The 23,688-nt window shown below is 68.6% G+C and carries 14 protein-coding genes and 1 pseudogene; 6 read left to right on the top strand and 9 right to left on the bottom strand.

Going from position 1 to position 23,688, the window contains the following annotated elements; genetic code table 11:
• Positions 1-137: 137 nt before the first annotated feature.
• The gene (locus tag AB0M73_RS06865) at positions 138-782 is read right to left on the bottom strand and encodes a hypothetical protein (protein WP_363887831.1); all 645 of its coding nucleotides are present in this window, start codon (positions 780-782) and stop codon (positions 138-140) included.
• On the bottom strand, positions 764-1,360 hold the full coding sequence (locus AB0M73_RS06860) for a hypothetical protein (protein WP_363887830.1): 597 nt from the start codon (positions 1,358-1,360) through the stop codon (positions 764-766). The genes AB0M73_RS06865 and AB0M73_RS06860 overlap by 19 nt, the downstream gene beginning before the upstream one ends.
• 1,013 nt (positions 1,361-2,373) lie before the next feature.
• On the opposite strand from AB0M73_RS06860, the gene AB0M73_RS06855 reads away from it, so the two are divergent.
• A complete protein-coding gene (locus tag AB0M73_RS06855; RefSeq protein WP_363887828.1) occupies positions 2,374-4,284 on the top strand; it encodes an FAD-dependent oxidoreductase in 1,911 nt (636 codons plus the stop codon).
• Positions 4,281-5,126, top strand: a complete 846-nt coding sequence (locus AB0M73_RS06850; RefSeq protein WP_363887827.1) for a patatin-like phospholipase family protein — start codon at positions 4,281-4,283, stop codon at positions 5,124-5,126. Before AB0M73_RS06855 ends, AB0M73_RS06850 begins: the two co-directional genes overlap by 4 nt.
• Here AB0M73_RS06850 and AB0M73_RS06845 read toward each other — a convergent pair.
• Together AB0M73_RS06845 and AB0M73_RS06840 are read right to left on the bottom strand one after the other, a co-directional pair.
• Positions 5,101-5,799, bottom strand: a complete 699-nt coding sequence (locus AB0M73_RS06845) for a hypothetical protein (RefSeq protein WP_363887824.1) — start codon at positions 5,797-5,799, stop codon at positions 5,101-5,103. The genes AB0M73_RS06850 and AB0M73_RS06845 overlap by 26 nt on opposite strands.
• A gap of 244 nt (positions 5,800-6,043) precedes the next feature.
• Positions 6,044-6,202 (bottom strand): annotated as a pseudogene (locus AB0M73_RS06840) (FAD/NAD(P)-binding protein); the annotation flags it as partial.
• Positions 6,203-6,235: 33 nt separating this feature from the next.
• Between AB0M73_RS06840 and AB0M73_RS06835 the strand changes: the two are divergent.
• The 3 genes from AB0M73_RS06835 to AB0M73_RS06825 all read left to right on the top strand — a co-directional run bounded on the left by AB0M73_RS06835 (position 6,236) and on the right by AB0M73_RS06825 (position 9,284).
• Positions 6,236-7,123 carry a class I SAM-dependent methyltransferase gene (locus AB0M73_RS06835; RefSeq protein ID WP_363887822.1) on the top strand — a complete coding sequence of 296 codons (888 nt, stop codon included), beginning with the start codon at positions 6,236-6,238 and terminating at the stop codon, positions 7,121-7,123.
• A 248-nt stretch (positions 7,124-7,371) separates the two neighbouring features.
• Positions 7,372-7,557 (top strand): hypothetical protein, encoded by a 186-nt coding sequence (locus AB0M73_RS06830; RefSeq protein WP_363887820.1) that lies wholly within the window; start codon positions 7,372-7,374, stop codon positions 7,555-7,557.
• Positions 7,558-7,568: 11 nt separating this feature from the next.
• Positions 7,569-9,284, top strand: coding sequence for an HEXXH motif domain-containing protein (locus AB0M73_RS06825; RefSeq protein WP_363887817.1), 1,716 nt, complete (start codon positions 7,569-7,571; stop codon positions 9,282-9,284).
• A 68-nt stretch (positions 9,285-9,352) separates the two neighbouring features.
• On the opposite strand, the gene fxsT (AB0M73_RS06820) is transcribed toward AB0M73_RS06825, so the two are convergent.
• From fxsT (AB0M73_RS06820) to AB0M73_RS06805, 4 genes are read right to left on the bottom strand one after another with little or no spacing between them, the layout of a single operon-like run.
• The gene (fxsT, locus tag AB0M73_RS06820; RefSeq protein ID WP_363887816.1) at positions 9,353-13,867 is read right to left on the bottom strand and encodes an FxSxx-COOH system tetratricopeptide repeat protein; all 4,515 of its coding nucleotides are present in this window, start codon (positions 13,865-13,867) and stop codon (positions 9,353-9,355) included.
• Positions 13,864-14,874, bottom strand: a complete 1,011-nt coding sequence (locus tag AB0M73_RS06815; protein ID WP_363887813.1) for a MoxR family ATPase — start codon at positions 14,872-14,874, stop codon at positions 13,864-13,866. The genes fxsT (AB0M73_RS06820) and AB0M73_RS06815 overlap by 4 nt, the downstream gene beginning before the upstream one ends.
• Positions 14,871-16,325: a hypothetical protein gene (locus AB0M73_RS06810; protein WP_363887810.1), complete on the bottom strand. Its 1,455-nt coding sequence runs from the start codon at positions 16,323-16,325 to the stop codon at positions 14,871-14,873. The genes AB0M73_RS06815 and AB0M73_RS06810 overlap by 4 nt, the downstream gene beginning before the upstream one ends.
• 9 nt (positions 16,326-16,334) lie before the next feature.
• A complete protein-coding gene (locus AB0M73_RS06805; protein ID WP_363887807.1) occupies positions 16,335-17,357 on the bottom strand; it encodes a hypothetical protein in 1,023 nt (340 codons plus the stop codon).
• 435 nt (positions 17,358-17,792) lie between these two features.
• Between AB0M73_RS06805 and AB0M73_RS06800 the strand changes: the two genes are divergently transcribed.
• Positions 17,793-19,574 carry an HEXXH motif domain-containing protein gene (locus tag AB0M73_RS06800; protein WP_363887804.1) on the top strand — a complete coding sequence of 594 codons (1,782 nt, stop codon included), beginning with the start codon at positions 17,793-17,795 and terminating at the stop codon, positions 19,572-19,574.
• Here the strand turns inward: AB0M73_RS06800 and fxsT (AB0M73_RS06795) are convergent.
• The gene (gene fxsT / locus AB0M73_RS06795) at positions 19,516-23,685 is read right to left on the bottom strand and encodes an FxSxx-COOH system tetratricopeptide repeat protein (protein ID WP_363887802.1); all 4,170 of its coding nucleotides are present in this window, start codon (positions 23,683-23,685) and stop codon (positions 19,516-19,518) included. The genes AB0M73_RS06800 and fxsT (AB0M73_RS06795) overlap by 59 nt on opposite strands.
• Positions 23,686-23,688 lie beyond the last annotated feature (3 nt).

The following is a 23,688-nucleotide window of genomic DNA, read 5'->3' as shown; positions in this document are numbered from 1 at the left end:
ATAACGTGATTCTAATGGAGGGGCGTGAACTGTTCGTTGTAGTCGAAGGAGTTGCATCCCTTCCCGATATCCTCGACCATAAGATCTTGAAAGCAGGCCAAGAAGGACAGATGTGGTCTCCAGTCGGGCAGTAAATATCAGATCAATCCTTCAATGACCGTCCGAAGCCGGTCGTTGTCCTCGGGACCGCGCCACTGAACCCAGGTAACATTTGGCGCAACCATAGCCCCCTGCGCTGCCATCTTCCTCAAGTTAGTTGGCGGTGTATTTAGAACTACTAGCGCCAATGCGGGACCAAAGCGAGAAGAAAACTTCTTGAGCCTAGTCTGAAGATTGCTCAAATAACTCTCAATCTTAAGTCGTGTTCCAAATTTGACATCAATAAGCAAGGTTGCGCTTTCTGTGCGCACAACACCGTCGAATTCGTGATCACGTTCAGTGAAGTTTGCAACGAGTTGAACTTTTTTACTCTCTAGAACTCGGGCAATCGCAGTGAATACCGACCGCTCGTACCGCTGGTTAAACCACCCCCCCGGCGCGCTACCTTTTGTCGGTAGATCTGCATCGCTAATAGAGATCGCCCTGATAGGAAGTGTGACGCGCTCTTTCTCGTCAGCTCCTGGTATGTCGACCAAAACAACGACACGACGGGCATCGCCCTCGCCGTAGACATCGACAACTTCTCCGGAGAGCATGTCAAGCCCCCAGGGCACCATCACCGTTGCCCCAATTGAAACCTGCAATCCCGAATTCATATCGCCCCTTACCATGGCCTTGAACAACCGAGAAGGATGGCAAGATAGTCAGCCAAGACTTTATCCATTAGTGTCGCCAAGCCGTTAACATCCGCAATCCAACGCTTTACGGTGGCAAGCTGCTGAAGCTTACAACCCTCAACCTTGAGAGCAGAAAGCGTACCTTCATCTGCATGTGCGATCGCATTTCGGGCACGATTCATTAGTGTCAGGCTTCTATTCCACCGAGAAGCTCGACTGTCTGCAACTTCCAATGCAGACCAAAGAGTAATACCAAATCGCGCAAAATCGTTGCCAAGCGATCCGGGATGCGCGTTTCCGGTATCCAATTTTCGGTTATCGGTAAGCCTGCTTTGTAGGACGGTGGCCAATCCTTGATTTGATCCCGCAACGTTGCGAACGAAACACTCAACAGCGTCGTCGTGAAGATCGCGGCAGAACCCTTGAAACTCACCGGCTATCCGAATGGTCAACGACCAATTGATCTGCTCCGTCGTCCACCGACGACCTCGTCCACCGCCGCCAACCGCCTTGTGCGCGCCAAGAAGCTGGTTTATCCGCCCCTGGCGTGGTCCGTTCCAGTTTTGCAAAGCCGCTGATGGCACGGTTACAGCTTAGACCTGGCCTGGTCTTGCGCCCCTCAGGTACCCCGACTGGTCATGTGATGAGCACGCCACCTCGCTCGGTCTGCTCTTCGCAGACGTTCACGGTGTCCCTAGCTGGGGTGCGAGCCTGGGTGCGGATCGCCGTCGAACCGGGCGGTTGGAGCGATCAGCGACGGGGCTCAGTGGGGCGGAGTCGCAGGTAGTTGGGGGGTGCGGGACCGCGTAGGTGATTCAAAACCCGTCCAGTGTGCGTTCGAATCGCACCGGGGGCACTCGAGATTGGGCGATCCGTGCTCGCGGAGTGCGCTCGCCGGGATCTCTCGTCGTGGTTTCTGGGGCTCCCGCCCCAGACCCCGAGCCAGGAGGGCTTCGCCCCCTGGACCCCCATCCTTGGTGTGCCACGGGATGTATCCGTGGCGTCCGTTGTGGGAGGACGTGCGCACGCTGACCGAGCGACTGCTCGACGGAGCGCCGGCGGTTCCACCGCAAACGAAGACGCGACTGCCGGGTGCGCCACAACGAGCTCAAGCTCAACGCCGATCTGGTTGCGAGACATGGATCCTTGTGGTCAGGGCGGGACATCCGCGACCGCGCCACGGCGCTCGTCGACCGGATCGGCGGGGTGTGGCTGCGGCCGACTCATGCCCTGCAACCACGGCAGCCAACGCCCCTCGTGGCCCCCGATGTCGAGCAGATTCTCGACGGCACGGCATTGGACCGAGCGCACCGCGGTGAGGCGGGACGCGGCGCCAATGCCCATAGCGGTCCGCGACTGCCTTCACACCGACCGTGGCCGGGCGTTTGCCGTGTCGATCAATTCTGCGGTACTGCGATTGGGTGGTAACGAAAGGGTGCGCTAACAAGTGGCGCGACCCGGTCGATCTGCGGTGTGACGTCCGCAATGGTATCGACCGCGGACGGGTTGCCACGGGAGGAATCGTGCGAAGACCCAAGCAGTCCCGGGACATGGTGTGCCCATTTCTGGCTACTACGCCCAGAAGGGAGGCGTACCGATGAAGGTGTGCATCGTCGGATCCGGAATATCCGGTTTTGCTGTGGCCCACTACCTGACCGACAGGCCGGGTATCGAGGTCACGATTCTGGAACGCGATTCGCTGTACGGCGGCCGGGCCAATGTCACCGCGGACGGCGAACACTGCGCCCGGCTGTTCCTCGGCGACTACCACTACCTGCTCGGGCTGTTCCGCGAGATCCCGGGCGTCGGCGGCACCGTGCTGGACTCGCTGCGCCGGTGCCGGCGCTTCGCCGGCCGCAGCGACGGGACCTGGGTGGAGATCGATCACATCTACGCCTTCCTGGCCCGGACCCGGGGTCTGTCCATACGGGACAAGGTGGCCATCACCAGGTCGAACTGGCAGGCATTGCTGGTCGCCCGGCACAGCGCGCAGTCCACGAACATATTCGGTTCGGCCTGGAACTGGTCGACGCGTTCCCTCGTGAAGGCAATGGCGACATCTCGGCGAGAGCGGACGACCTTCGCCTTTCCCGGCGCCACCGATCGGTACCTGACCGAGCCGTGGATCGAACTGCTCCGGTCACGGGGCGTCGAACTGCGTGCCGACACTCCGGTGGAAAGACTCGAACCGGAGACCGATGGCGTGTGCGTGGTGACGCCGGCCGGTAGGGAGAAATTCGACGCAGTTGTCTGCACCGGGTTCGTGCACGATGCCTATGCGCTGCTGGACCGGTCCGGCGTGGCACGCCCGATGGATTGCCGCCGCCACACGCACTGCAAGGCGTTCACCATCGATCTGGATCCGCGTGAACCGGTCCTGGCGGACTCGGGCGTACGGATCTACGCCGGCGGCGGCATCACGACGGTGCTGCAGCCTGACGAGCGGCGCTGCGTCACGCTGGCCGCGTTCCCTCGTTCCACCGCCCCGGACTTCGTGCTTGACCAGGTGCGAAGGCAACTCGCGCTGGAGCACGAGCCGGTACGCGTCCGCACTCGGAACAACCTGTCCCGGTCGGAGGCGGTGTTCGTCGGCGAGTACGTCGACCCGCGCCGGCTTGAGGAGCCGCTGCGCGGCAAGGTGTACTTCGCCGGAAGCTACACCGACAACAGCTATCCGCTCGACTCCGGCGAAGGCGCGTGCCGATCCGCGTTCAACACCGTCGGGCGAATGGCCCGCGACCACAGGGAAGTCGTACGGCGATCGGCCCTGGGCCTGCCGTCCTCGGCGGGCAGTCTCCGTGCCCGTCGCCCTGGCCCGCATCCGAACACACCGGCGCATCCGCGACTGGACAGGGGAATCCGGTCCGCCATGACACGGATCGCCGCACTGGTCACACCGCTCGTCGCCGACCTCGTGTTCGACGACCCCGGCGACTGCACGTGGCCGATTGCTGGCCCGGCCGTGTATGTGGCCAATCACCGGTCGATCTTCGACGTCCCGGGCGGCGTGCTGACGTTTCGCCACCTTCAGACCTCGCCGCGTCTGGTCATCGCCCAGAAGTACTTCCACCGGGGCGCGTTCGGCAAGGTGCTCCGCGCGATCGGGGCACTGCCCGCACTGCGCGGGTGCGACGCGACGGTCAACGCAGGCATCGCGGCCATTCGCGGCGGCGATTCCGTGGCGATCATGCCCGAGGGCCGGATCACGGCCCCGGAGGACGCGGCCACAGCCGACTACGGGCGTGGCGCCGCAGAGATCGCCATCGCCACGGGCGCCCCGATCGTGCCCATCGGCGCGTCCGGCACCAATCTGGTGTGGGGCAGCAGTCGCGCCTGGCCGCCGCTGCGTTGGAGGCGTCCGCGGGTGAGGATCGCGATCGGACAGCCCATATATCCCGCCGGCCTCACGGCGGCGGAACTGACCGAACAGATTCGCGACAGGGTTCTCCGGCTGGAGAACCACATCGGCCCGCTCGTGGCACACGCGATCGAGAAGGCGATCGCGTGATCGAGGAGAACGCCTGGCACCTGCCTCGACCTACGGCGTTCGTGTTCGGCGGTGGTGCCGCCTCCACCTGCACCCAGGTCGGAATGCTGGCCGCAGTGCTGGAGGTCGGCATCCAGCCGGACCTGGTCGTGGGCACCTCGGCCGGCGCACTCAACGGCGTCGTGCTCGCGGACACGCCGGAGGCGGCGGTGGAGCGCCTGCACCGGATATGGACCAGCTGCGATCGCCGCACCGTGATCGGCGACTCCCGACTTCGACAACTCCGCAACCTGTTGGGCGGCCAGTTCTGGTTCCGCGGCCAGCGACTCGCGGAGCTGTTCACCACCGAGGTCGGCGCGCGCACGTTCGACGAACTGGCCACGCCGTTCGCCTGTGTCGCAACCGATCTCGACTCCGGCGAAGCCATCGCGCTGCGGGACGGTGATCTCGTCGACGCGCTGTTGGCGACGTGCGCGCTGCCCGGCGTCTTTCCCTTGGTCCACAGAAACAACCGGGTTCTCGCCGACGGCGGGTGCGTGGCGAACGTCCCGATCCGCCAGGCGATCGACCTGGGCGCGGCTTCGCTCGTCGTGTTCGACGGCCGGCCCAGGGTGCCGTCTCGCGGTCCCTTCCGCAACGTGCGGGACTCGATGACGGCCGCGCTGGCGGCGGCGCTCAAACAGCAGTACGAGTGCGACCTCGACCGTGCCCGCGGGTTCATGCCGGTGCTGTGTGTGCCTGGGCAGCCGGAACTCCATGTGCGGGGCTTCGACTTCACGAACGTGCCAGCCTTGATCGACGCCGCCCACGATGCCGCACAGGCCTACCTGGCGCCGCTCAGAGTGAACGTGTCTCCCGAATGACGGCCTCGGCGGCCTTCCACGCGGATCGGACGGCGCTTTCCGCTGAGTCGTAGGGATAGCCAGCCGCCAGCCACGAGCCTGCGAGATGGATGCCGTGCGGGCGATCGGGCAACACCGTCGCCGGACCGGGCATGGTGGCAGACCAGACTCCTTCGTTCGGCAGCTGGTTCGTACGGCAGTGCACGGCGCCGAAACTGTGCTGCAGTGACAGGAGTCCCCGGATCAGGGCCAACACGTGGCTGTCGTCGGTCGAGGCGACCCGCGTGCAGACCACGACACAGCGGGATTCCTGGGGTTGCACGAGAATCGCCAGCCTTGCCCGGCAGAACAGCAGCGGCCTGGTGTCGTCGAGCACCCGCTCCCGGCTGTCCAGCCCCACGGTCAGCACCTTGCAGTGGGCATGGCGTAGCGAGAGGTCGAGGCCGTGTCGGATTCCGCTGGCCTTCAGCAACGCGGCAAGATCAGTGGGGAACAATGCAAGGACAACCGCGTCGAAGCCGTCTTCGGCGCCGACGGCTATGCGCCCGACCTCGTTGCCCTGCCGCAGGACCACGCCACTTTGCTCGAGATTGGCCACCATGGGCGAGATCAGGTAGCGGTCGGTCGAGCCGGGGAAGGCGAAAATCCGGTCGGCACGCCATATGTTCCGCGCGATGCCGAGCAAGCTGGCCACCGAGTACTGCCGCCATGTGCCAGGCGTTCTCGTTCATCCCGTTGGCCTGCGCCACCAAAACCCCCGGCCGGCCCTGACGGATCATCGCAACGTGATCGCGCCAGGTGAGAGTGGACGCACGGAACCGGTTGATGTGGTCAAGCTCGATCCAGCGGCCCGCCGGCCCCCATTCCATACGACGGACCCTGGTCACCGTGTCGAACACCGTGCGGTCTCCATCAACCGCCGGAATCTCCCGCAGCAACGCCCAGACCGCGTGATAGTCGGGCAGCAGCAGTCTCGCGCAGTGCTCACCCCCGGCGGGTTCCACCCCGGCCCGCCCGCCGAAATGTGACCGTTGCTCGAAAAGCGTGACATCCCGCCCTCCGCCCCGGCTGAGGAACGTGGCTGCGGTGGAATCGATTTCGGCGATCCGAAAGGAGGTAATGTCGCCGACGTGAAGGACACCGAACTCATCGGAGTGCAGAAGACCCTCAGCCCTGTCCTCAGGGCCAAGGCGCTGGACAACCGACTGCGGGACCCGATCCTCGGCGACAAGTACGCCGAGCAGGCAATGCGCCGGCTCGACCCCGACTACGACAAGCGTCCGTTCGGCGCCAGCCAGATGGGCCTCGTCGCCGTGGTACGCGCCAAGGCCCACGACGACTGGGCCCGCGGCTTCCTCGCCGATCACCCCGACGCGGTGGTGCTGCACCTGGGCTGCGGCCTTGACGCCCGGGTGCACCGGATCGACCCGCCCGCCACCGTCGACTGGTACGACCTGGACTACCCCGCCATCGTCGAACTGCGGAAACAGTTCCTGCCGGCGCGAGAGCACTACACCCTGATCGGCTCCAGCGTGACCGATCTGACCTGGCTGGACCGCATCCCCCGCGACCGGCCGGTGCTGATGATCGCCGAAGGGCTGGTGCCCTACCTGACCGAGGCCGACGTCCGCCGGCTGCTGACCCGCGTCGTCGACGCCTTCCCCACCGGCCAGATACAGTTCGACACGGTGGCGGTCTGGGCCTGGCGCACCTCGAAATGGGACCCCACCCTGCGCAAATACAACACCCGGTTCCACTGCGGCTTCGACGATCCGGCCGCGCTGGCCGATTGGCACCCGGGCCTCGAATACGTCGATGAGGCGCCGATGAACGACTCACCGGTGCTGATGGCCAAGGCGCCCGCGAACATTCGCCGCATGTACCGCCTGCTCAACCTGCTGCCCGGCACGAAACGGTCCACCCGCATCGTTCCGGTTCTGATCCGTCGCTGGACCTTGTGGTCCTCGCGGGGCAGAGGGGTGGCCGGCGGCGGCGGACCTGCCCGGAATCGCACCTGACAGTCCACTATGGACAGAGTCGGTGCACGTGCATCTGCCGATTGCACCCACCACTGTTCACGGACGTGGTCCGGGCAAGTCAACCCCTGGACGTTGCGCGTTGACGGCCTATGCCTGGCACAATGTCAGGGCTGGGCGGCCTGTCGGCGAGCTTTCCTACTGCTGGGTCAAGCGGAACGCCCGTCCGGTGATGCATGATGGCTTGTGTCGGGCTCGTCACGATCCGTGCACACAGAGGGGCTGGTGACATGCCGGAACCAGAACTCAGCCTGCGGTCCGAGTTGATCGACCTGACCGACGTGTCCCTCAACGCCCTGCGCGCATGCACGGAGCCGGCACTGCGCCGCTCGGTGGCCAACCTGCTCAGCGAAGCGGACGACCCGTGGATAGCCGCGCTGCGCCTGCAGAGCGCGTCCGGCGCGAGCAGCTGCTGAACCCGCCGGGTGTGGGCCGGCTGACCATGCACGGCCTGTCCCACAAGGATCTCGACGCGCTGGCACACGGGGGCGGCGGCCGGGAGGCGGTGCTCGCGCTGCGTTCGGCCAAGCGCAGCAAGGCGCTGGTCACATTGCTCACGCTGCTGGAATCCGCGCCGGCCATGGATGGCCCGATCGGCCCGATCGTCGAGGCTTGGGACCTGCTCGCGGCGGCTCAGGATACGGATCCCGCTGCGGCAGGCCGGGTTCTGGCGCTGCCGGCGGTGCACTCGTGGGCCGCGCAGGCGTTGCGCCATCTGCGGGGCTCGGTGCCGTTCGACGCGCCGCTGTGGTTCGTGCTTGGCCATCTGCACTCGGTCGCCGCAGCCGCGGCGGTGTCGGCGGGCCTGGAATTTCGCACCAGTATTCCCGTTTTTGCGGGGCTGGCGGTGCTTCCCACACTCGGCGCGGCCGTCGTGCCGAGCGGCGAGCGCCACGACGTCGCCGAGATCACGGCCGGGCGAGACGGATTCGCGGTACGGCACAAGGGTGTCGAGCTGACCGGATGGCTGCCGATGCGGCAGATCCGGGTGGAGCACAGTGGCCAGGAACTGGCCGTGTGGCTGGACGATCTGTCGCCGTTCCGGGCCTTCGGCGACCCGCTGCCGGCCGCACCGTTGTCCGACAAAGCGGTTCTGGACTGGACGTCCGCCTTGGACCAGGCCTGGCGGCTGCTGGTGTCCCGGCACGCCGAACAGGCGGAGGGACTAGCCGCCGGGCTGGCCGCGCTGGTGCCCCGGCCGCGGCGCAACAGGTTCCGGGATTCCAGCGCGACCTCGGCCGACGCGTTCGGCCTGGTGGAGCTGACGCTGCCGACCGACGCGCCGCGCCTGGCGGCGGTGCTCATCCACGAGTTCGCGCACAGCAAGCTCAACGGCCTGTTCGACCTGGTGACGCTGGACGTGGAGGACCGCGACGAGATCTGCTACGCCCCATGGCGGGACGATCCCCGGCCACTGCACGGGTTGCTCCACGGCGTCTACAGCTTCCTTGCCGTCACGGACTTCTGGCGGGCCGAAGACGTGGACGACATGGCGCACTTCAGCTTCGAGCTGCACCGGCTCCAGACCACGGACGCCATCGACACCATCGAGCGCAGCGGTCTGCTCACCGATGTCGGCGAACGTTTTGTCGCCACGATGCGGGAGCACGTGCTGAGCTGGCAGCACCACCCGGTTCCGGAGCGGCATCGCCGCGCGGCCGAGCAGGTGGTGCTGGATCACCGCGCGACCTGGCGGCTGCGGCATCTGGCGCCCGATCCCGATCACGTGGCGGCGGTGGCCGCGGACTGGCGGGAGGGCCGGCCCTGGCGGGGTGATCCGGGGCCGGCGCCGGAAGTCCGCCCCGCCGCCAGCATCACCGAGCCCCGCGCGCGGACTCACCTGATCGAGTGGAGCCTGCGCGACCCGGAGTCGTTCAAGTCGCTGACCGAGGAGACGGTGGCGGCCGAGGTGCCGGGTGCGACGGCCGCCGACCTGTGCCTGATGCTGGGTGAGACCCGGCGCGCGCAGGCGCTGTACGAGGAGCAGATCGCGGCCGATCCGGTCGGGTTCACCGGCTGGATCGGCCTCGGTCTCGCGGTGGGGAGCCGTTGTCTGGTCACATTCCCCGAACTGGTGTGCGCCGTGGCGGCGGAGGTGGACGCCGCACCCGGCGAGCTGGTGGCGTGGTTCGACCGGGGATGACCCGGCGACGCCTTCTGTATCGATTCAGATCAGGCTTGTCGCCCACTCATCCGGAGGCGAGAGCCCGGTCAGATGAGCGGCAACGGCTCGATGTCGCAGTCGGCCCGATGCCGGCTTTCCGCGCTCAGCGTTGCCGGGTGCTGCGCGCCCAGGACCCCGCGAAACGCCTCCACCACGGACTCGTGCTCGGGCTTGGCCTCGGCGTCACGGCGCAGCGCGAACAGGTCGAGCGCCCGGTTCAACGCTACCGCGAGCGTGGACGGGTGGCGCTCGCCCAGCGCGGCCCGTGACCGCGCCACGGTGTCGGTGTCCAGCTCCAGCGCGGCCTGGTGGTCCCCGCTCGCGGCCAGGTCGCTGGCCAGGTTGGTGGCCGCCACCAGAGTGAACGGGTGGTCCGCGCCGAGTGCGTCGCCGAACCGCCGCACCGCGTCCTGGTCCAACTGGCGGGCCTCCGCGACCTCGCCGGACAGCCGCAGCGTCACCGCCAGGTTGGTGGCGCCGACCGAGGCGTACGGATGCTGCTCGCCGAGGGTGTCGCGATAGCGCTCCCAACTCCGCCGGCCCAGGCTGCGGGCCTTGCCCAGTTCGCCGTTCTGCCGCAGGTCCACCGACAGGTTGATGGCCGCGGCCATCGAGTCCGGGTGCTCCTTGCCGAGGCGGCGTCGGAAGCCGTCGAACGCCTCGTTGGCCAACTCCAACGCGCCCACGTGGTCACCGGACTTGCGGCGAGCCACCGCCAGGTTGCGCACCGTGGTCAGCGTCTGCGGGTGGTCGTCGGTGAGCAGCTGCCGGTGCGCCTGCACGATTTCTTCCTGTAGCAGGGACGCCTTCAGGTAGTCGCCCGCTTCGCGATCGTCCAGCGCCAGCGCGTTCCACGACAGCAGCGTGAACCGGTCGTCGCCACCGAACACCTCGCGGCGGCCCTGCCAGGTCCGCTCGTCCAGGTCCCGGGCCGCCGTGTAGTCACCGGTCAGCCGCAAGCTCATGGCCAGGTTGTGCGCCGTGAACAGGGTGGTCGGATCGTCGTCGCCGAACACCCGCCGCGCCCGGACGTAGCTGTCCTCGTTGAGCCTCTTCGCGCCGGCGAAATCACCGACCGCACGCAGGTCCGCGGAGAACAAACCGGCCAGCAGCAGCGTTTCCTCGTGGTCATCGCCCACGGTCTCGCGCAGCAGCGCGAAAGTGCGTTCGTCGAGCACCTTGGCCCGGCCGTAGTCGCCGAGGCTGCGCAACGCGGTGCCGACACGGCGGGCAGCCGACAGGGTGTCGGGATGGTCCTCGCCGAACTTCTCCTGCCACAGCTGGCGGGCTTCCTCGGCGAGCTCGTAGGAGCCCTGGTAGTCGCCCCAGGCGTTGAGGAAGATCGCCTGGTTGACGACGAGCATGCGCACCTGGGTGTCGTCGCATTCCACCGCGCGGGACACTCGCACATGGGGCAGCAGGCTGCTGTAGACCGGCCACTCCCGCGGCAGGCCTGGCAACTTCGGGTCGGTCTTGAGCAGCAACAGGTGCGCGATGTGGCGCATTCGTGCCTGCTCGGCCTGGGTCATCTGGTCCTGCACCACCGCCTGCACGATGCGGTGCAGCTGAATGGTGTCGTTGCGATGATCCACACGGGCCAGGCTGTACCGCTTGATCTCCCGGATCGCCCGGCCCAGCGACACCGGTTTCTGCAGCGCATCGGCCAGCTCCGCCGGCACCGTGGAGTCGCGGAGGTCGGTGAAGATGCTGCGGCGTATGGGTTCCGGCGCGAAGCACGAGCACAGCTGCACCAGCTGCAACGCCTGCGGCGAGTCGCGGCGCAGCCGCTCCAGCGACACGTTCCACGCCGCGGCGACGGTCACCGGGTAGTCGATGGGGGCGTTGTCCTCCAACAGATCCGCCCGCTGCTGCTCGAACAGCGTCAGGTATTCCGGCACTGTCATGCCGGTCTCCGCGCACCACGCGCCGGCCTGCTCGATGGCCAGCGGCAGGTCGCCGAGCACGTCGGCCAGCTGCTGCGACTCGTCGTCGGTCAGCTCGGGGCAGCGGCGCTGCAACAGCTCGATGCTCTCGTTGCGGTTGAAGATGTCCACCTCGACCGCGCGGGCCACGCTGGACCAACGCGGATTGCGGGAGGTGACGATGATGTGGCCGGTGCCCTGGGGCAGGAACTGGCGCAGGTCCTCAGGCTGGTCGGCGTTGTCGAACACCAACAGCCAGCGCAGGTCAGCGCCGGGGTTGCGCAGTTCCTCCAGCACCGCCGGCACCGCCACCTGTGGGCTGGGATCCACGTTCGCCAACTGCATCTTCGCGGCCAACTCGACGAACGACGACTGGATCAGCGCCGGGTCGTCGGACGGGATCCACCACACCAGGTCGTAGTCCGCGATATGGCGATAGACGTACTCCACCGCCACGAGCGTCTTGCCTACACCGCCCATACCATGCAGCGCTTCGGGGAGCACCGCCGTCGGCGAGGAGGCGTCCAGCCGCTCCCCGAGCTCACGCAACAGGCTCTCGCGCCCGGTGAAGTTGGCGTTGCGCAGTGGCACGTTTCCCCAGATGGGCGGGAAATCGCCCGGCCGCCGCCGCTGTCGGAGGGCTGGCACCTCGGAGACGGACACTTCTGCTCCTCCCGGGTGGGCCGCGGGCGCCCCGCCCGTCGGCCGCGCCGCCGCGACGCCCGGCTCGTCCGCAGTCGGCCGACTGTGGGTCGAGAGGCCACCGGTTTCGGTCGCGGAGCCAATAATCGAACTACTCACAGGGGTGCTCTCTGGTTCATGGGAAGGAGTGGGATAAAGTTCGGACACCCCGCCCGACTTCTCCTGCTCGACGCGTTCCGCCGATGAACCGTGCCCTGGTGAATCCTGTGCTGCTGAACCCCGCGCTGACAACGTTGGTGAATCGTGGGCCGAGGCGTCGCGAACTCTCTCAAGCTCGGCGCTCAGCACCTTGCTGCGCCTGGCGTAATCCCCGCCCAGGGCGGCGAGAACCGCCTGCTCCACCACGGCGAACCGTCGCGACCGATCGTCGACGAGGTCCGGACGCTCCGCGGTGTCCGGCGAGCGCAGCACATCCCGCAGCCCGCGCACGGCGGACACGGTCGGCGCCAGCCGGTCCGCGATCAGCCGCAACACGCGCATCGTGTCCTGGCGGAATCCGGACGCGAGCAGTTCCTGCCTCACACCGTCTCGGAATTCGTAGGTAATGGATTCCGGATCCGTGACCGTCGCGGTGCCGACCCGGCGCAGCAGTCCGGACAGGAAAACCTCGGCCAGGTGGGAAAGCCTCGATGCCGGCAGCATCTCCTTCTGCACGAGCATCATCGTGGGCACGTTCAAGGGCGCGGCGGCCAGCAGCACGGCCAACCGGAAGGCGGTGCGTGACGAGACGGCGCGGAATCGGCGCACCCGGTGCTCGGCGGCGGGTTCGGCCGGCGGCGCCGGTTCCGGTTCCGGCTCGACCAGGGCCGGCAGCCGAGACATGGTCGGCAGCACGGTCAACGCGACCGGGGCCGACGCGGGTTCGGCAACCAGCCGCGCCCATCGGCCGAACGACCGCTCATCCATTTCCAGCAAGGGAACGGGCACCACGCCGGCCGGTGCGTCCAGATCACCGAACCGGCACTGCAAACGGGTGTTGGCCACGCGCGGCGCAGGGGCGCGCAGCGTCGCGGCCATCGGATCGAGACTCGACCAGTGCCACAACGACTGCGGCAGCACATTGACCACGGCAACCGGGCCACAGCGGCCCCATCGGGCCAGCCACCGCTGCGCCATCGACTCCTGCCAGGCGGCGCCGATGCCGTCGGTGAGCACGATGACCAGCCGTCGGCCGGTCGGATCGAGCAGCTGGGACGGGGACAGCGAGACCGCGTCGTTCTCGGTGCGCAGCACCAGGGGCTTGACCTGGTCGGTGTCCAAATGGAACAGTCGTACTGTGGAGAACGCGCCCTGACGTTCCAGCAACGTGCGGAACTCGGCGGCGGTGTGCCGCCAGATCACCATCGACTCCGAGCTGTCCACCACCAGCACTGCATCAAGTGGACGGTCGAGGGCCGCACGCAGCACCGGAGTGATGCGGTCGCGGCCGGCCGCCTGCTCGGCGGTGGCGTCCTCGTCCAGTTCCGATCGCAGGCGCGAAGGAACCGTGCGCCTGAACGGGCGCAAGGCCTTGGCTATCCTGCGCCCACCGTGCAGCCCCGACATCGCGGGCCATTCAACCATCGGCGCGGTGGATTCGACACGCTGGGTCGTGTGACCGCGCGGGCCCTTGGTCTCCCCGCGCGTGATGTCGGCCGGGCGGACGCCGGGACGGGGCGGGGTCGGCGCGCGCGGCTGGGGTTCCGGCGTGGGTCTTGACCTCGGTCTATCACCCGGTGGAGTGGATGGCGGCCGGATTTCCGTTGTGTTGCCGGTGTTCTCCGCCCGACCGGCGTCCGGCCCGTCCGCCACGGCGGTCTCGTGCGCGGCGAGGAAGATGGCTTCCGCGACCTCCCAGGCGGACAGCTCGGCGGTGCCGACCGCGTTCGGGCGGCCGCCATCAGCGCCACCACCGGGGCGTCGTGGTGGCACCGGGAGAACGCGGGACGGTCCGGTCATTCTGCTTCCGTCAGCCGTTGCCAGACGCTGTCGATAAGACCATCCCACAACTCGTCATAGGAATACTCCCCCGAAGTGACGAGATGTACCGCGTTCAGGAGCTGGTCGGCCGCCAGGCCGCCGTCGCGGCGACTGCGTGCCACGAACTGCTCGATGAGTTCCGTCGAATGGGGGGATTCCTTGCCCCGAAAGTGAGCGTGCACCATGGCGGCGAGCTGGGCCACGTCCGGGTCCTCGATCCGCATCCGCAGACACCGGCGCAGGAACGCGGGCGGGAACTCCCGCTCCTCGTTGCTGGTGATCACGATGACGGGGAACTCGCGGCACTGAACCATGCCGTTGCGGATCACCGCGGTCCGGCCCGGATCGGCGGTGTGCACCTCGATCTCCGGCGCCGCCTTGGCCACCCGCAGCAACTCGCGAATCGGGTACTTGCCGTCCTCGAAGGCACTGAGCAGGTCGTTGGGCAGGTCGATGTCGCACTTGTCGATCTCGTCGATGAGGAGCACGCGTGGTCGGTCGTACGGCAGCAGCGCGGTGCCGAGCGGACCGAGCGTCAGGAAGTCGCCGATCTCGTGCTCTCCGGATGGAGTCTGGCGCGCGTTGGCCGCCTCGACGCGGCCGATGGCGTCGTAATCGTAGAGACCGGAGTTCAGCGTGCTGCGGCTGGTGATCGGCCAGTGCAGCACCCGCCCCAGCTTCAGCTCGCGGGCGATCCGGTACGCCAGCGCGGATTTCCCCGTGCCGGGCCGGCCGGTGACCAGCAGCGGACGGCGCAGCAGCAGCGCGGCGTTCACCAGTTCGAGTTCGCGCGAGGACGCGCTGGGTTGCTGCGGGCTGACCGTGACCGAGCCGAGCCGGCGGTGGTTCTCCGCATCGTCCTCCGGTGGTGGTGGCTCCACCGGTCCACCGGTGAACAGCCGCCACGGGGGCGGAGCCGGGAACGTGGGGCCCTGCCCCTGATCCGGCAACGGCCAGCCGGTGCCTTGATAGAGCTGCCTGCTCATGTCGCCACCTCCGGGCGCGGGGCCGCCGGTCGCTCGTCCAATCCGATCATGCGCTCAGGGTCGTCCCAGAGCAGGCAGACGTGGGCGCCGCAGTGCTCACTCAGTCCGGTCCGCTGGGCCTCGTTGCGCTGCTTGCGTGTGGTCGCCCGCAAACCGCCCGGACCGGCGGCGACCAGCGCGTCCGCGACCTCCAGGAAGTGCTTCAGCGCGGCTTCCTCACGGCACCACAGGACCACCGGCACGCCCGCCCGCAATGCGACGGTGAGTGGATCCTGTCCGGCCTCGGACGTCCGCTCGACGCAGTGGTCCAGCACAACCACGCAGATCTCCTTCTGGTCGGCCAGCGTCGCCGTCAACTCCGACACGTGGCGATCCGAATCCCGCCGGCACCAGTGCGCGGGCGCGCCCGCGGGCATCCGGTGCCAGCGACCCCACCAGTTCCGGTGCCACGACAGGTCGCGCATCCGCTCCAGACTGCGCAGCACCACATCGAACTCCACGCCGAGGCGGCGGTCGACGCCGTCGTCCGCCGTCAGCCACTGATCCACCGGCAGGTGCATCAGATCCCTGGGCAGCACGAACTCCAGTTGAATGAGCTCCGGCCGCAGATGCCACTCGGCCTCGGCCTGTTCGACCAGTTCGGCCACGTGCCGTTCGATCTGGTCGAGGGTGCCGAACCGGTCCGTGCCGCGGATCGGGCGCCAGGCCTCGCCGCCGGAGTGCCGCCAGTGCGAGAGCACATACTGGTCGACATCGAGTCGATCCCGTTCGATCTGCATGACCAGGTACAGGCTCCCGGATCCGTCCGAACCGCCGGGCAGCGCCAGGACCGGCGCCTCGATCACGGGCGCGGTGAGCTCCATCCGGGGCGCCTGCCGGCTGATCCAGTCCAGCAGCCGGCCCGCCTGCGCTTCGTCGCACAGCGCGGCGAGGCGCTGCACGAACACCAACACCGGCGGGATCCCGTCGGCGCGGACGTTGTGCTGTTCCAGGCGGCTCACCACATCGCGTGCGGTGCCGTGGCCGCGCGGCCGGATGTCGGCGTCCGGGCCGAGAACCTCCCGGTAGAGGTCGTCCAGCGCGGTCACCGGCCATCCCTCCAACAGCGCCACCAGTTGGTTGTGCTCGGCGGTCAGCAGGAGTTCACGCGGGCTCATCGCGTCCACCAAATTGACGAGCTTCTTCACGGCGGGCAGTCCCGGTTCCAGTTGCCGGACCGCGTCGGCCAGTTTGCGCAGGCCGTCCTCCCACCCGCCGCAGGCCATCACGATGCTGTACAGGTGCAGCCGGGCCTGGGGATGCTGGGCGGGGTCGAAACTCGGTCCGAGCATGGTCCGCAGCAGATCCAGCAGCAGGGCCCGTCCTTCCTGGTGGTGCAGGAACTGCACCTCCTGCAACGCGTCGACGACGTGCTCGAACGAGATGGGGCCCTCGTGCTCCTGGTCGCCCACGGTCGCGCCTCAGTCCCGGGCCCGATCGCCCCGGTCGGACCGCGCCAGCAACGCCGCCACCGTCGCGTCCAACGCGCGGACGGACGGGCAGTCACCTTGCAGATCGCGCACCACGTCCAGCAGTTCCTCGATGCCGTAGTCGTAGCGCAGGCAGGTGTTGACGAGGCTGAACACGTGCAGGCGCGCCTGCGGGTGATAGGGGACCGCGTTGGCCACCTCGGGGCGCAGGCCGTCCATGAGCAGCCGCCGACCGGACTCGCTGATCATGGTGGGGATTTCCAGCAGCGCGTCGACGAGCGTGGCCAGGCCGAGGGCGGAGCGCCGGTGCTGCCGTCGGTCTGCGACCAGGACCTGGTTCAACTGGTCCTCCGGCTCGTGGTCGACGATGGCGGTCGGAGCGGACGCAGGCAGCATCGTCCCCGCGGGGGCCATCGTTAAGGCCGCGCCGTCATCATCACTCGGAAGGCGTATCCATGCGACGGCCGTGGTTTCCTTGAGCTGGCACTCGACACTGCGGTAGTCCCCCGGCCGCGCCGCCGGGTCGTGCCGCACCACGCCCTGGTAGAGCAGCTCCGACACGATCACCAGCAGGTCGCCGTCGGCCGTTCTCAGTGCGTCCTTCGCCGCCGGCGAGTCCAGCAACCGGAACGCGTAGTTGAGGGCCTCGCCGGTGAATCCATGGCTGTCCACGTACACCTCCCCCGCGTGCAGAGCCAGCCGCAGTCGAGCCCGGGACGTCGGTTCGCAGTCCAGGTTGTGCTGCCTCAGCGCGTACACCAGGCGCCCGGGCAGCCGTGCGACGAGCCGGTTCTTGGACACGTCCGCCGGCACCAGCACCATCGCGCCATCGCCCAGATCACGGACGGCGCAGTCGGTCCAGGGGATCTGCGCGTCGGCGAAAGCGCTGCTCAGCGCCGAGTAGACACCGTCACGGACGACCAGGTGGTCGTTGTCGGTCCGCGTCGGGTCGCCGAAGCGCTCGACGTCGACGAGCACCATCGACACGTGTCGGGCGTCTAGATGGTTCTCCATTGACCTACAGTGCCGCAGGGCTTCCCGCCGCTGTGCGTCATTTGACACACGCCCCGGCGCGAACGTCACCTCTCCGTGTTGCCCGTTGTCACGCACCGTCGTCCCGGACACAGGTTCATCGGGACGTCTCGACGCGCCGAAACAATGCACGTGAATCTGCACGCGTTTGCCGCTATCGTCGGCCCTCCAGCTTGTCCCATCGTGCTTTGCTGGGGACAACCATGCCTTTGGAAGGGTGCCGTGCACGTCGCGCGTCTCGGGTCGTCCGCGACCCTGGTGGATCTCACCGCTGTTTCCCTCGCCGAGCTTCGGAGCAGCGCGGATCCCGTGTTGGAGCAATCCAAGTCCCGGATGCTCCGCGAGGCCGGCGATCCCTGGTTCGAGGCACTCAAGTTGCAGAGTGCCACTGGCGGCAGCAACTGCTGACGATCCACGATGCTCACCACACACGGGCTCGGTGACGAGGAACTGGCCTCGATCGCCCGGGGACGCGGTGGCGCGAAGGCGGTGCGCAAGCTCCGTGCCGGCTATCACAGCAAGGTGCTGGTCATCCTGCGCGCGTTGCTCGACGAGGCGCCCGATGACCCGGGGTCGCCGCCGCTCGCCGAGGCGTGGGATCTGCTCATCAAGGCGGAACGCGCCGATCCCGTGGCCGTCGCCGACGTGCTCGGATTGACCGAGGTCCAGGGCTGGGCCGCCGAAACCATGCGTCTGCTGGCGACCACAAAGGACAGTGACCGGCTGTCGCCGTTCCTTGGCCAGTTGCACGCGGTTGCCGCCGCGGCGGCGATCCGCGCCGGCGTCGACTGCACGGTCCGGGTGCCCGCCGTCGAAGGGGTGATCGCCCTGCCCGGCCTGGGCACGGCCGTGCTGAGCTCGCATGATCACGGCGAGGTGATGGCGACATCGCGGGGCGTGTCGGTGCGCACCCCGGACGGGACCCGGCAGCTGCCGGAGGCTTTGACCGAAGACGGGCCGGATTGGCTGGCGCACAGGCGGATTCGCTGCACGCATGCGGGTCGGGTCCTCGATGTCCGGCTGGACGACATCCAGCCGTTCCGGTTCAGCAGCGCACGACCGCGGCAGCGCCTCACCGCGGACGAGGTCGAAGGCTGGCAGCAAAGGCTGGACCGGGCCTGGCGGTTGTTGGCCACCAAGCATCCGGACATCGCCGACGAGTTGGCGGCCGGGATGTCCGCGCTGGTCCCGAAGGCCGCTGCCAGTCGTTTCCGGTTGTCCAGCGCCTCGTCCACGGATGCCTTCGGCACCATGGAGGCGGCGCCGGTCGAGGACGCGGCGACGATGGCGTCGGTCCTGATCCACGAGTTCGCGCACAGCAAGCTCAACGGCGTGTCGAACCTGATCACGCTGGACATCGAGGACCGGCACGCGAAGTACTACGCGCCATGGCGCGATGACCCCAGGCCGCTCCACGGCCTGCTCCACGGGGCGTTCTCCTTTCTCGCCGTCACGGACTTCTGGCAGCACGAGCGGCACGAAAATCCCTTGTGGAACCTGGAATTCGCCACACGGCGGGGGCAGGTCGGCACCGCGCTCGAGGCCATCGCCGGCAGTGACCTGCTCACCGAGGCCGGCGCACTCTTCGTGCGTGAGATGACAGCGGTGGCCGACAGTTGGGCCGACAGCAAGGTCGACCAGCCGGTGCAGGAGATCGCCGACCGGGTGCTCGCCGATCACCGTGCCACCTGGCGGATTCGACACCTTCGACCGTCGGCCGACCGGCTGCGGCGGGTGTTGGAACTGCGTCGGACCGGCTCGCGGTGGCCCGGCGAAGACGGCGGCGAGACCGAACTGGCACCGACCCTGGAGCCGATGGTCGAACCTCGGGCGCGGACGCATCTCGCACAGTGGTCGCTACGTGAGCCCGCGACGTTCGCCGGACTGACCGCGGAAACCGTGGCGCGGGAGATTCCCGGTGCCACCGCGGCGGATCTGGCGTTGGTCAGAGGCGACGGCGAGCGGGCTCGGACACTGTACGTGCGCCAGATCGGGACCGATCCCCACGACCATCGCGGTTGGGTCGGTCTGGGGCTGGCCACCGATGCGCACGCCGCGTTGGCATGTCCGGAGATCGTGCGCGCTGTGCACCTGGCGGAGCCGGGTGACCCGGAAGAACTTCTCGCCTGGTTCGGCGGTGTCACAGCAGCGCGATCGGCTCGATATCGCAGTCCGCACGATGGCGACGCTCCGCGTTGAGCGCGGCGGGGTGAGTAGGGCCGAGCACGCCGCGAAACCGTTCCAGCAACACGGTGTGCTCGGTCGTGGCGTCGCCGTCACGGCCCAACGCGGCCAGGTCGAGCACGTGGTTCAGGGCGACGGCGAGCGTCGAGGGATGGCGGTCGCCCAGGGTTCGGGTGGACCGCGTAAGCGTGTCGGTGTCCAGGTCCAGTGCCGCCCGATGGTCGCCCGCGGCGGCCAGGTCGCTGGCCAGGTTCGCCGCGGCGACCAGGGCGTACGGGTGATTGTCGCCGAGACTTCCGCGTAGCCGGGTCAACGCCTGCCGGTCGAGCCCGGCCGCCTCGCCTGGATCGCCCATGAGCCGAACAGTCACTGCGAGGTTGGTCGCGGCGGCCGAGGTGAAGGGATGCTGTTCGCCCAGGTTGTCGCGGTAGCGCTGGAGGCCGCGCTGGCCGAGCTCGCGGGCGTCGGCCAGTTCGTCGGCGTGCCGGCGATCGATGGAGACGTTCATCGCGGCGGCCATCGTGTCCAGTTGGTCGACACCGAAACGCCTGCGCAGTCCGCGCCACGCTTCGGTGGACAGCGCGAGTGCGCCGGCGTGGTCGCCGGCTTTGCGCCGGGCGACCGCGAGATTGGCGATCGCGGTGAGCTTCTGCGGATGGTCGTCGGCCAGCAGGCGCCGGCTCAGCTCGACGGTGCGCTCCTGTCGCCGACAGGCCGCGAGGTGATCACCGGCCAGCCGCTCGTCGAGGGCGAGCGCGTCCAGCGACATCAGCGTGAACCGGTCCTCCTCGCCGAACACCTCGCGGCGGCCGCGCCAGGTCCGTTCGTCCAGCTCCCGCGCCGCCGCGTAGTCGCCGGTCAGGCGTAGGCTCATGGCAAGGTTGTGCGCGGCGAACAGAGTGGTCGGGTCGTCGTCGCCGAATACCCGCCGGGTGCGGATGTAGGTGTCCTCGTTGAGCCCCTTCGCGCCGGCGAAGTCACCGACCGCGCGCAGGTCGGACGAGAGCAGCCCGGCGAGGATCAGCGTCTCCTCGTGCTCCTCGCCCACAGTCTCGCGCAGCAGGGCGAAGGTCTGCTCGTCCAGCTCCCGCGCCCGCGCGAACCGGCCGAGGCTGCGTAGTGCGACACCGACCCGGCGCGCGGCAGCGAGCGTGTCCAGGTCGCGTTCACCCAGTCGCTCGTGCCAGATGCGGCGTGCCTCCTCCGCGACCTCGTACGCTCCCTGGTAATTGCCCCAGGCATTGAGGAAAACCGCCTGGTTGACCACCAGCCGGCGGACGTCCGAGTCGCCGCAGTCGACGGCCCGGGTCGCTCGCACGTGGGGCTGGAGTCCACTGTAGAGCGGCCAGTGCTTGGGTATGCCTGGAAGCCTGGGATCGTTGCGTAGCAACAGGAGGTGGGCGACGTGGCGCATCTGGTCCTGCTCGGCGGGGGTCATCTGGTCGCGGACGACGGCCTGCACGATGCGGTGGAGCTGGATGGTGTCGTTGCGGCGGTCGACGCGGACGAGGCTGTAGCGCTTGATCTCGCGGATGGCGAGGTCGATCTCCCGGCGCCGACGGGGGAGGCCGGCCTGGTCGGCGGGGGCGGTCAGGTCGCGGAGGTCGCCGAGGATGCCGCGGCGGATGGGCTCGGGGGCGAAGCAGGAGCACAGGCGGACGAGTTGCAGGGCCTGAGGGAGATCCCGGCCGATGCGCTCCAGGGAGACGTTCCACGCGGCGGCGGCGATCACCGGATAGTCGAGCGGACCGTCGTCGGACGGCCGCAGAATGGCGCACTGGCGCTGGAAAAGCTCCAGGTACTCCGGGACGGGCATGCCGGTCTCGGCGCACCAGGCGCCGGCCTGTTCGAGGGCGAGGGGCAGGTCGCCGAGCACCGCGGCGAGCTGGTCGGCCTCGTCGTCGGGCAGGGCGGGACACCGGCGTTGCAGCAGGGCAACGCTTTCCGAGCGCTCGAAGACGTCCACCGCGATGGCGTTGGCCACCTCGGACCACCGCGGATTGCGAGACGTGACAATGACATGACCGTCGCCCTGCGGAAGGAACGGGCGCAGGTCGTCGGGATCGTCGGCGTTGTCGAACACCAGCAGCCAGCGCGAGTTCGAGCTCGGCGACCGCAGTTCCCGCAGCACGGCAGGGACGGCGACCTGCGGACTGGGGTCCGAAATGGACAGTCCCATGCGGTCGGCCAGTTCGACGAAGGAGGACTGGATGAGCGAGGGGTCCTCGGAAGGAATCCACCACACGAGGTCGTAGTCCGGACGGTACCGGTAGAGGAACTCGACGACGATCTGGGTCTTGCCGACGCCGCCCATGCCATGCATGGCTTCGGGGAGGACGGCGGTGGCCACACCGGGTTCGAGTTCGGCGGCCAGGCGGCGCAACTGCTCGGCCCGACCGATGAAGTTGGCGTTGCGCATGGGGACGTTGCCCCAGATCGGGGGGAAGCCGCGGGGCAAGGGGCGCGCGGTCGAGGAACCGTCCGCCGCCGTGCCACCCAGCGGATCGGGGGTGGGCAATTCGCGGGTAACCGGGGCGCTCGTGCGGGGAAGCTCGCCGTAGGCGACGAGTGCTGCGCGTAAGGCGATGCCGCGGCGGGAGTAGTCGCCGCCGAGGGCGGTCATCACGGCCTGCTCGACGGTCGCGAAGCGGCGGGCCAGCGGGCTTCGGAGGTCGGGGTGGGGCGCGGTGTCGGGGGCACGCAGGGCATCGCGCAGGCCGCGGACGGCGGCTACCCGGGGGCCGAGGCGGTCGGCGATCAGGCGGAGGACCAGCACGGTTTCCCGGCGGTTGCCGGCGGCGAGGAGCTCCTGCCGGACGCCGGGCCGGAAGTCGTAGGCGACGGTGCCGAGGTCGGTGACCTCATCGTCGATTCGGGTCAGCAGGCCGGAAAGGAACACCTCGGCGAGGTGCGCGCCACGGGCGTCGGGCAGCATGAACCGCTGCACGAGGGTCATCACCGGCAGGTTGAGCGGCGCGGCGGCGAAAAGTCGCGCCAGCTGGAAGGCGGTGGTGGAGGCCACCGCGCGGAATCGCAGAACCCGTTGCAGCGCGTCGGGTTCGGTCTCATCGATGGGATCATCGGCGGAGCCGACGGGGCCGCGGTGCGAGGTGCTCAAGAGCATCGTGGGCAGGCGCACCGCGCCGGCGCCGGGTTCGGCGACCAGCCGGGCCCAGCGGCCCAAGGCCAGCTCGTCCAGCTCCAGCACGGGAATGGGCACCAGCTTGCCGTCACGGGCCGAATCCCAGCGCAGCCGGCTGTTGGCCACCCGCCGTGACGGCGCGCGAAGGCGCAGGGAGATCGGTTCGAGGCGGCTCCAGTGCCACAGGGACTGCGGCAGCACCTGAAGCACGGCGACCGGCCCGCAGCGGCCCCAACGGGCCAGCCACGGCTGCACGAGGCCGTCCCGCCAGGCCGCGCCGATGCCGTCCGTGAGGACCAGGACCAACCGCCGGCCGGTCGGGTCCAGCAACTCGGCGGGACTCCGGCGCCCGCCGGCGGCGGTGTCGGTGCGCAGCCGCAGGCCGTCGGTCCGGTCGGTGTCCAGCTGAAAGGTTCGCACCGTCGAAAAGGCGGCCTGGCGTTCGAGCAGCACCCGAAGTTCCGTGGCGGTGCGACGCCACAGCACCATGGACTCCCCCACGTCGACGACCAGCACCGCCTCCATCGACCGGTCCTGCGCGCGCCGCATGCACGGCATCCACTGCCGCTGCACCGCGGCCTGGTCGGCGGTCTTCTCCTCGTCGAGCTCGGTCAGGGTGGCGGAGATCTCGGTTCGTTTGAACGGACGCAACGCCCGGGCGATGGCACGGTGGCCGGTGAGGCCGAACCCGTTGTGCCAGCGCGGTTCTGCGTCGATGTCGAGACCGTCGGCCGCCAATCCCGTGTTCTCGAGGACAAATCCGAGCCGGGACGACGACAGGGCACCGGGCGCACCGGGAACACCACCGGGCTCGACGCCGTCCGTCGGGCCGGTGCTCTCCGCCGGCGGTCCGACCGACGGCGACGGGCCCGGCTCCGGACGGCCCGGCGTCGCCGCGTCGGGCCGGTGCGCGGCCAGATAGATCGCGTCGGCGATCTCGTCCGGCCGGAGTCTCCGTGTGGTCAGCCGCCCAGGTTCGGCCACTGC

It is taken from the genome of Kutzneria sp. NPDC051319 (genome assembly GCF_040682195.1).
GTDB lineage: Bacteria > Actinomycetota > Actinomycetes > Mycobacteriales > Pseudonocardiaceae > Kutzneria.
The sequence above is the reverse complement of the archived record's forward strand: the minus strand, read 5'-3'. Positions and strand labels throughout refer to the sequence as shown.

Bases quoted from the DNA above. Each gene is read 5' to 3' on its own strand.
- AB0M73_RS06805 (WP_363887807.1), bottom strand. From the start codon at position 17,357: ATGGAGAACCATCTAGACGCCCGACACGTGTCGATGGTGCTCGTCGAC.
- fxsT (WP_363887816.1), bottom strand. From the start codon at position 13,867: ATGACCGGACCGTCCCGCGTTCTCCCGGTGCCACCACGACGCCCCGGT.
- AB0M73_RS06830 (WP_363887820.1), top strand. From the start codon at position 7,372: ATGCCGGAACCAGAACTCAGCCTGCGGTCCGAGTTGATCGACCTGACC.
- AB0M73_RS06800 (WP_363887804.1), top strand. From the start codon at position 17,793: ATGCTCACCACACACGGGCTCGGTGACGAGGAACTGGCCTCGATCGCC.
- AB0M73_RS06815 (WP_363887813.1), bottom strand. From the start codon at position 14,874: ATGAGCAGGCAGCTCTATCAAGGCACCGGCTGGCCGTTGCCGGATCAG.
- AB0M73_RS06855 (WP_363887828.1), top strand. From the start codon at position 2,374: ATGAAGGTGTGCATCGTCGGATCCGGAATATCCGGTTTTGCTGTGGCC.